General features: G+C 47.9%; 7 protein-coding genes. 1 reads left to right on the top strand and 6 read right to left on the bottom strand.

The window, feature by feature from the left end:
• Positions 1–360: 360 nt before the first annotated feature.
• The 4 genes from IM515_RS22460 to IM515_RS26025 form a co-directional block, all read right to left on the bottom strand.
• Positions 361–1,776, bottom strand: a complete 1,416-nt coding sequence (locus IM515_RS22460) for a cation:proton antiporter (protein WP_287630066.1) — start codon at positions 1,774–1,776, stop codon at positions 361–363.
• A 128-nt stretch (positions 1,777–1,904) separates the two neighbouring features.
• Positions 1,905–2,243, bottom strand: a complete 339-nt coding sequence (locus IM515_RS22455; RefSeq protein ID WP_287630065.1) for a P-II family nitrogen regulator — start codon at positions 2,241–2,243, stop codon at positions 1,905–1,907.
• An 84-nt stretch (positions 2,244–2,327) separates the two neighbouring features.
• The gene (locus tag IM515_RS22450) at positions 2,328–3,449 is read right to left on the bottom strand and encodes a sodium-dependent bicarbonate transport family permease (protein WP_002785596.1); all 1,122 of its coding nucleotides are present in this window, start codon (positions 3,447–3,449) and stop codon (positions 2,328–2,330) included.
• Positions 3,450–3,543: 94 nt separating this feature from the next.
• Positions 3,544–3,837, bottom strand: coding sequence for a sulfate permease (locus IM515_RS26025; RefSeq protein WP_193959638.1), 294 nt, complete (start codon positions 3,835–3,837; stop codon positions 3,544–3,546).
• A gap of 231 nt (positions 3,838–4,068) precedes the next feature.
• Between IM515_RS26025 and IM515_RS22440 the strand changes: the two genes are divergently transcribed.
• Positions 4,069–4,989 (top strand): LysR family transcriptional regulator, encoded by a 921-nt coding sequence (locus IM515_RS22440; RefSeq protein ID WP_287630064.1) that lies wholly within the window; start codon positions 4,069–4,071, stop codon positions 4,987–4,989.
• A 48-nt stretch (positions 4,990–5,037) separates the two neighbouring features.
• Here the strand turns inward: IM515_RS22440 and ftsH4 are convergent, their stop codons facing one another.
• Positions 5,038–6,915: an ATP-dependent zinc metalloprotease FtsH4 gene (ftsH4, locus tag IM515_RS22435; RefSeq protein WP_002785593.1), complete on the bottom strand. Its 1,878-nt coding sequence runs from the start codon at positions 6,913–6,915 to the stop codon at positions 5,038–5,040.
• A 77-nt stretch (positions 6,916–6,992) separates the two neighbouring features.
• Positions 6,993–8,177 carry a tetratricopeptide repeat protein gene (locus IM515_RS22430; RefSeq protein WP_193959635.1) on the bottom strand — a complete coding sequence of 395 codons (1,185 nt, stop codon included), beginning with the start codon at positions 8,175–8,177 and terminating at the stop codon, positions 6,993–6,995.
• Positions 8,178–8,654 lie beyond the last annotated feature (477 nt).

Here is an 8,654-nt window from a genome sequence, read left to right as displayed (position 1 = left end):
TAGCAAATAGAGAGAATTCTTGTCCATTAAGAAATGTTACAAATTACATGGGTACATTAAGAAATGTTAAGGGGTGCATCCATTGATGGATAAGGGTTTTCTGCTATTGTGGTATATATGTATGGGGGAAGTTCAGTTATATCAAAGATCAAGAAAAGCCGTCGTTTCACGACGGGGTTTTAAACCCAAATTTTTGATAAATCCCGCAACTATCCTCATTTCAGGGAGCGGTTAGGGGACAGTCAAGATTAAATGGCGATGCCAATTTTGGCACGCCACTGTTTCCTGACCAGTGATCAACGACAAAAAAGGCTGAAAATGCTTCAGCCTCGTCTAAAAAATCAGATTTTACCATCAAAATTAAGGAATAGGATTGGCCCGCTCCTTGCTTTCTAGGGTTTCGGCAACAGCTTCCGTCTTACCAAAAGCAATTCTGAGGAAGGGAGGAGCGAGGAAAGTGGTCAAGATTACCATAATAATAATCGACACCTCCAAAGGCTTATCCAAAATTCCGCTGGCCGAGCCAATCCCAGCAAAAACTAAACCCACCTCACCCCGGGGAATCATACCCACACCGATGGCGAGGCGATTGATGCCGGATATACCAAAAACTGCCCAGCCCGTCACCAGTTTACCGATGATCGCCACAACCATCAAAAAGACAGCGATCAAAAGTCCGGCCCGATTCTCCGGCACCGTTGGGTTTAACACACCGAGATCGGCACGCGCTCCCACCGTCACAAAGAAAATCGGTACAAGCAAATCGGCGATCGGTTTAATTAACTCATCCAACTCGTTGCGGGTATCAGTTTCATCAAGCACCAAACCCGCAGCAAAGGCCCCTAAAATCGCTTCCAGATGAATAGCGTTACCCAAAAATGCCATAAAGAAAGCGAAGACAAATGCGGGAATAACAATATTTCCCCTCGTTTTCAGCCGCTCCACGATCGCCACAAAACTTTTGTTAAAAATACCTCCCAACAAAATTGATCCGATCAAAAAGGCCGTAGCGCTGACAATCAGATAAATAACATTGGTCACATCAATCTCACCGGTTTTGGCTAAACTAGCGACCACAGCCAGAACAATAATACCGAGGACATCATCAATCACCGCCGCACCGACAATAATTTGCCCTTCTTTGGATTTGAGTTGACCTAACTCTGACAACACTTTCGAGGTAATACCGATACTGGTTGCTGTCAAGGCTGCCCCCGCAAAAATCGCCGGGATAGCCGCCACATGAAAGACGAGCATTAACCCGGCTGTACCTGCCGCAAAAGGTGCCGCAACCCCCACACAGGCCACAACCGTGGCTTGAATTCCCACTTCCTTGAGTTGTCGCAGATCGGATTCTAGGCCAATTTCAAACAGCAGAATAATCACACCGATTTCAGCTAGAACCGAAATCACTTCACTTTGGGACTCAAAGATTCGCTCTACGGCAGCCGGGGCCAATTGATTCAATCCTTGCAGTACCGTCATAATCAGCGAGTCCGAGGCCGATAGTCCCCCTTCGGGAAAGATCAGCAGATGCAGTGCCGAAACGCCGACAATCACACCGGCCACCAGTTCTCCCAGTACGGGCGGAAAATCCAATCGTCTGGCGGCCTCTGCGCCAAGCTTGCTGGCCAGATAAATCACCACCAGTGTCAGCAATACGCCAGAGAGAATAATCGGTGAATCCTCGGCCACAACGGTGGCGAGCAAGGGGATCGGAGCCATGGGGGCGGCTATCTCCCCAATCGAAGGAGGCAGAATAGGGGACAAAATCATGAGTTTAAAGGGATGAGGGTTAAAGGTTTCAGGTGGTCATAAAACTGGGGGATAGGAAAAAGGGCCACCGCTCAAGGACAGTCATGCTTGGGATGCGGTAGCCCTAGAGTGCCGGAGTCATGATCCGGCTAGATATCACAGCCCTCTGGTCCACAGAAACTCTGTCCGTACAGAACCTCCGCGTCACAGAGATAGATCATGCCCGCAAAATTGAGGAAAAACTGATCGGCCACCTGCTTGGCAATATTCTGGGCCATAATTCGATCGGGGGTGAGTACCTCGAACTTGACATTCGTGTCGGTTTCGGAAACGTGGGGTTGTCCCGACGAGCGCACGTTGCGACTGCCTTTACCGCCAGTCTCCATCACCGTGTAACCGGTCGCCCCGGCTTCTTCGATGATCTTGGCGATTTTTTTCAGTAAAATCTTTTCTGTGACGATGACGAGCTTTTTGGCTGGTTTGGCCATGTTGATTATCTCCTTAAATATGTACATTTATTTGCTTGGTAGGCCCCGTCAAGGAAACGCCCACAGACCACAATCCTTCTGGGATTAGCCGCCGCTGAGGGCCTGGGCGAGACCAAGGAAGAACGGGATACATAAGCCGATCGCTACGGGCGTACCGATGGCCGTGGACGCGCCTATATAGGCGGAGGGATTAGCCGAGGGGATACCGGCCCGCAACGTGGGCGGCCCAGAGATATCGGAACTAGAGGAAGCGATGACGGCCAGAACCACGACACCGCCCCAACTGAACCCGGTGGCGTAGTGGGCAATCATGCCGAAACCGAAGGCGATTAGCCCATGCACAAAGGGTGCTAGGACGCTATAGACCACATACCACTGAGCCACCTTACGCAGTTCACCAACCCTTGACCAAGCCTCCATCCCCATGACTAGCATCAAGATGGAAAGCAAGCCGCGAAAGAGGGGATCGTAGAAGCTTTTATAGACAGTTTCCGGCTCGGTGAATATGCCCAAAGCCAGACCTAATAACATGGCCGATAGGGCAGGTCCGCGCAGGCTTTCCTCAATGATCGGCCAGATCTTGACCCGATTATCCGTAGGCTGCTGTAGGCTGAGATACTCCTGCCGACTGCTGGGATAATCCTGCTGATCGGAATAATTCCCGGCCGCCACCGGCTGCTTGCTAAAAGACTCCTGGTCGTAGGCTGCTTCTTTCTGCTTCTTCTTGTTAAGATAAATGTTAGCCACCACGATCGCCGTTACCAGCGCCGGGATATCCATGAAGGGATAGAGTGCGCCGGCCCAGGCCTCGTAGGGGATCTTTTGTTCTTCGAGTACCGTCAGACCAGCGGCCATTGTCGAGCCACTCACGGCTCCAAATAACCCCCCAGTCGCGATCGCATCGACGACTTTCACCTTGGGCAGATTGGCCAAGGTATAGCGCGAGATGAAGACCACCAGAATCCCTACTATGACGGCAAAGATCATGGGTAACACCATTTCCGTTAGGTTGGAATTGCGGATGGCAATCCCGCCGGTAAGACCGATTTTGGTCAGCAGCATGAAGACAATGATCGTACAAATCGACTCGGGAATGACCAATTCACTTCCGAGAGCAGCAATAATCATCCCACCAATCAAAAAGGCCAGTGTTGGGGACTGCAACTGCTTAACAAAGTCCATGACAAACAATGAGAAAAAATCCACGAATACCTCCTTAAGCCTCCCCTGATGAGGAGTATTGAATATAAACGGACTAAATGAACCTTCAAAAGCTGAAAGAGAGTAAGAGTAAGGCTCTTTACCCCTTAAGCAAACCTGTTGCGGGCAGAACTTTGGACAGCGTCAAGTCCGCAGGTAAGCCTAATTCGGGATTTTTGGCGGTTAAACTGGCCCCGATCGCACCAGCCCCAGAAGCTACCCCGAAAGCGAGAGCTAGAGGTAGAGAAACGATGGCAGCTGTTAGAAAACCTAATACATCGCCCCGCCAATTGTCAAAATGAATACGATTGGTTATTTCCATGAGAATCCAACTGAGCAAAGGATTTTTTGCCACAACAAAGCTGGCGGTTGACAGACCAGCCTTGATAGACAAAACTTTATGGTTTTTAAAGATTGATTGTTCTAAATCTATACTAGAACGGATATCTTGACAAGCAAATTTTTGTAAATTGAGTTTAAATCGATATATCTTTACAAAAGTATTGATTTAAACCTATGATATAAGCGGGGTGGGGAGGTTTTTACTCGTTCCCCTCCATTCCTGCTTCTGTTTAGCAAAGCTCCTCAAGGCAGTAACAGAAGTGTAGCTCTCTAGAGGCCTCTCTTGATTCACGCCACTTTACATCAACTGATTGTCTTTGAAGCGACCGCTCGTCATGGCAGTTTTACCAGGGCTGCTGAAGAACTATCGATCACCCAACCCACCGTTTCTACCCAGATGAAACAACTGACTAAAGCAGTGGGTTTACCCTTATTTGAACAGATAGGCAAACGTTTGTATTTAACCGAGGCTGGACGCAGTTTATTAGTCACCTGTCAGGCAGTCCTCAAGGATATTGATAACTTTGAGATGGCGATCGCTGACATCAAGGGCATTAAACAGGGTAAACTGCGTTTAGCGGCGGTATCCACAGCCCAATATTTAATCCCTCAGATCCTAGGTCCTTTTTGTCAACAGTACCAAGGGGTGGATGTGTCCCTAGAATTGACCAATCACCAAGACCTAGAAACAAGGATCACCAATAATGTCGATGACCTATATATTTTAAGCGAACCCCCCCAAGATCTAAACCTGGAGATTCAACCGTTTCTGGAAAATCCCCTCGTGGTTATTGCTCGCAAAGATCACCCCCTAGCGGGACAGAAAAAAATTCCAATTAAACGACTGCAAGGGGAACCTTTTATTATGCGGGAAATGGGATCGGGAATTAGACGGGCAGTACAGCAAATTTTTCTCGACCATGGCATCACTGTATCTCTGCGTTTGGAAATCGGCAATAATGAAGCTATTAAACAAGCAATCGCTGGTGGTTTAGGAATTTCAGTTCTGTCTCAGCACGTCTTAAATTTAGATCATCCCAATGGGGAATTTACCATCCTTGACGTGCAAGGTTTTCCCATCCAACGCCATTGGTATGTGGTTTATCCCAAGGATAAAAAACTATCGGTGATCGCCAAGACTTTTCTGGATTATCTCCTCAATATTCAGCCCCAATCCCTCTTAAAGGTCAAAATTTCTAGATGAGAAACCCCATCTTTGTTGAAGATGGGGTAAGGTAAAAATCAAATCAATCTAAACAGTAACAGGTTCTCGATCGAGGGGTTTAACGCGATCGAGCAGTGCTTGCAACTGTTCCCCTTCAATCACCTCTTTACTGAGGATTTCTTGGGCAATTTCTTCGAGTAAATCGCGATTTTGAGCAAGGATATCCAGGGCCTGCTGATGACCATTTTCGACAATCTCTTTCACTTCATTATCGATCGCTTTGGCCGTATCATCGCTTACCAAGCGCCGGGGATTCATCATACCATCTCCCAGAAAACTATTCTGTTGACCTTTTTCGTAGGCCAGGGGACCTAAGGTCTTACTCATACCATAGGTTGTCACCATGCGTTCGGCCAAATCCGTCGCCCGCTGCAGGTCATTAGCCGCCCCAGTAGTAATACTACCAAAGATAATCTCCTCGGCAGCCCGACCACCCAAAAGAGTAGCAATTTGGTCGCGTAATTCCGTATCATCCATAAGGAAACGGTCTTCCGTGGGCATTTGCAGGGTATAACCGAGGGCTGCCATGCCGCGAGGCACGATCGAAATCTTAGCAACTTTACCACCTCCCGGCATAACTGCACCGACGAGAGCGTGACCAACTTCGTGATAAGCGACGATTTTCTTCTCTTTTTCCGAGAGAACCCGGCTTTTCTTCTCTAAACCCGCCACTACCCGCTCGATTGCCTCATTAAAGTCCTCTTGAGCGACGGTGCTGCGTTGATTGCGGGCTGCCAATAAAGCGGCCTCATTGACTAGATTAGCTAAGTCAGCACCAGCAAAACCGGGGGTGCGGGTAGCAATCTGTTTTAAATCCACATCTGAGCCTAATTTTACCTTACCTGCGTAGATTTCGAGGATTTTTAAGCGTCCAGCCAGATCAGGGCGATCAACTAACACTTGGCGATCAAAACGGCCAGGACGTAAAAGGGCGGGATCAAGAGTTTCTGGGCGATTAGTAGCGGCCAGCACGATTACCGTCGCATCACCAGCGTTAAAACCGTCCATTTCCGTCAATAATTGGTTTAAAGTCTGTTCCCGTTCATCGTTACCCCCCATAAAATTACCGTTAGCGCGAGATTTACCGATCGCGTCTAATTCATCGATAAAAATAATACAGGGGGCTTTTTTCTTGGCCTGTTCAAACAGATCCCGCACTCGGGCTGCACCCGCACCGACAAAGAGTTCCACGAATTCCGAACCTGAGATACTAAAGAAAGGAACTCCCGCTTCTCCCGCGACTGCTTTTGCCAGCAGGGTTTTTCCTGTCCCCGGCGGACCGACTAGGAGGACACCCTTGGGAATCCGCGCCCCGATTTGAATGTAACGTTGGGGATATTTGAGAAATTCGACGATTTCGGCCAATTCGGTTTTCGCTTCTTCCACACCGGCCACATCTTTAAAAGTAGTTTTGGTGGTGTCTCCTTCCACATAGACTTTAGCGCGACTTTTGGTAATCGATAAAGCCCCGGCTGGACCACCGCCACCGCTGCGAGCGAGGAAAAATTGCCAAATACCGACAAAAATCAGGGGAGGAATCACCCAACTAAGAACACTACCAATCCAGCCATTTTTTGGCGGTGGTGCGGCGGCGAATTCTACGCCCTTAGCTTCTAGACGTTTGGGCAATTCTAGGTCAAAAATCGGTGTAGTGCTGAAAATTCGTCCGTAGTTGCCCTCTTGGTCGTTTTTAAGCTGATAACGAATCTCATTCTGTCCCACGGATACCCTAGCGACGTTACCATCTTCCACTTGGTCGATAAAAAGACTATAGGGAACTTTGGGGACGCTAGGGCCAAATAATTGCGGGAAAAGAAGGTTAACAATCAGAAATAAGCCGCCTACGGCTAATAAAACATTACCGATCAGGCGAGATTGTGAAGGAGGTTTGCTTTTTATACTCATTGCTGGGCCTGATTGATTAAAATTAGTCTCTATCCTCTCCTCATTGTAGGCTGTTGACTGCTCAAGTTCAGATTGAATCAGGCGGGGGGATTACCGTCGTCTTCGGGCGGTTTTTGCCCTAGTAAAGCCTCTAGACGGGTTTGGGCAAGCTCAAAATCCGGCGCAATCCCTAAAGCTTTTTGATAACAGGCGATCGCTGCTTGGGTTTCGCCTAAATTTTCTAGGGTACTGCCGCGATTGTACCAAGCTTGATAAAAATTATCGTCCGCTTCTAGCACCTGTTGCCAACATTCTAAAGCCTCTTGCCAACGTTGCAGTCCGTATAGGGCGCTGCCTCTAGCGTTAATGATTTGGTGATCGTTGGGGGTGATTTCTAGGGCGCGATCATAACTATTTAACGCTTCTTCGTAGTTACCGACCATGGCTAAGGCACTACCACGATTATGCCAGGCCGAGGCTAATTGGGGATCGATCTTCAAGGCCTGTTCCCAATCAGCGATCGCATTTGACCAATTGCCTAAATTTGCCTGTTCTAAGCCCTGATTAAACCAATCTTCGGCAGTTTCAGGGTTTTTACCTGACAGGGGGGAAAATTGAGCGATCAGACTATCAATAATGCTTTCTGCGTCCTTATTTTCGATGCCCAATTGTTCGGCGATTTGGCCCGCTAGGGTAGGATCGTTTTGCAGACGGTTAAATAATTCATCGAGGGTGAGGGTTTCTAATTGGGGATTTTCTGGGTCATTACCGTTAAAATCGCTAGTTTCACCCGAATATAAGAGATTTTCTGGGGGTTGCGGCAGGGAATAACTACCCGGTGCCTCATCTTCGCCGGCGTATTCCCAGATTAAAGTGGCAGTTTCTTTGGTGTAGAGTTGATAACCGATCTCGTAGGAAGCTTCACCAATACGTTCAATCCCGGGAAAAGCGCGAGCTAATTCTCCTAAACGGATCATTCTGGTGGCGAGAAGTTGATTAAGGGAAGCGGAGGATTGCAGACGGGTTCCAAAACGCTCTAACCATTCTACCCAATCTTTTTGCCGACCTCGATCGCCCAATTTCTCAAAAAATCTCAGAATTCTGCCTTCGTGCCAACCGTGGGACACTCCATCGAGTAACTGCATATAGAGAAACTCGTAGTCTGTATCGGTTAGGGGAACAGATTCGATCGCTTGTACTCTCCCCTTTCCCCCTTGTCCCCCCAAAAGTCGGGTAAAAAAGTTTTTGATCGCACGCCAAAGTTTTCTTAAAAGTCCCTGCATTCTAATCTCGACACTGGTTTTATTAATCTTGCAAGCATCACCCAATTAGTCTAGCAGTTATCAGCTCCTGAAGGACGCTACGCGCCCTAAAAAGAAAAAGAGAAACTAGGGACAAGCCCTGATCTTCTAAATCTGGAAGTATCCTGAACTCAAACCGGAGTAACAATGGTGTCATGAGACCCGATTATCAGCAAAAGTCCCTAGGAAAGAGGAAAAAAGAATTGGCGAGACGAGGATTAACTCGTGGGTAATGATTCGGTAATAGTGCCGTAGCCCTCTTGCTTACCTGGTATGAATTGTGTCAAATATTTATTAATAAAAATAATTGGAACCCGCTCAGTCTTTAAACCTCTAGCTTGCTCATGACTTTTCTGATAAATATCTTTTTCTGGCTCCTGTCTGGCTTACTCAAATATCAGTCTAGCACCGAACAAAATCCCCCCCCTAGTTCACCTCTATTCCCCTGTCAAGCGTTGT

Source organism: Microcystis sp. M44BS1, from assembly GCF_020244875.1.
Lineage (GTDB): Bacteria > Cyanobacteriota > Cyanobacteriia > Cyanobacteriales > Microcystaceae > Microcystis > Microcystis panniformis.
The sequence above is the reverse complement of the archived record's forward strand: the minus strand, read 5'-3'. Positions and strand labels throughout refer to the sequence as shown.